At 37.4% G+C, this 404-nt stretch carries 1 rRNA gene; it reads left to right on the forward strand.

Annotation, left to right across the window (positions count from 1 at the left end):
* Positions 1 to 120 (forward strand): 16S ribosomal RNA (locus IO99_RS18155); the annotation flags it as partial.
* Positions 121 to 404 lie beyond the last annotated feature (284 nt).

The following is a 404-nucleotide window of genomic DNA, read 5'->3' on the forward strand; positions in this document are numbered from 1 at the left end:
GTAACACCCGAAGTCCGTGAGGTAACCGTAAGGAGCCAGCGGCCGAAGGTGGGATTAGTGATTGGGGTGAAGTCGTAACAAGGTAGCCGTAGGAGAACCTGCGGCTGGATCACCTCCTTTCTAGGGAGTCGACATGAAGTTAATCCTTCATGACAAACTGGTACTTTAACTCTGTTTAATTTTGAGAGACCAAATGATTAGTTCATTAACTCTCAAAAACATCTTACAATGGTAAGATGGATGTTCTTTGAAAATTACACAGTGAAGATATATTGTTAAACCTTTAAATTTAAAGATAAAACAATTTCGTCAAGAATTTTAATTTGAATTCTTTGTAGAATGAAAATCTAATCTTAATCGCTTAAGATTAGTAAATGAATAGGTCAAGCTACAAAGGGCGCATG

The organism is Clostridium sulfidigenes (assembly GCF_000732635.1).
GTDB lineage: Bacteria > Bacillota > Clostridia > Clostridiales > Clostridiaceae > Clostridium_J > Clostridium_J sulfidigenes.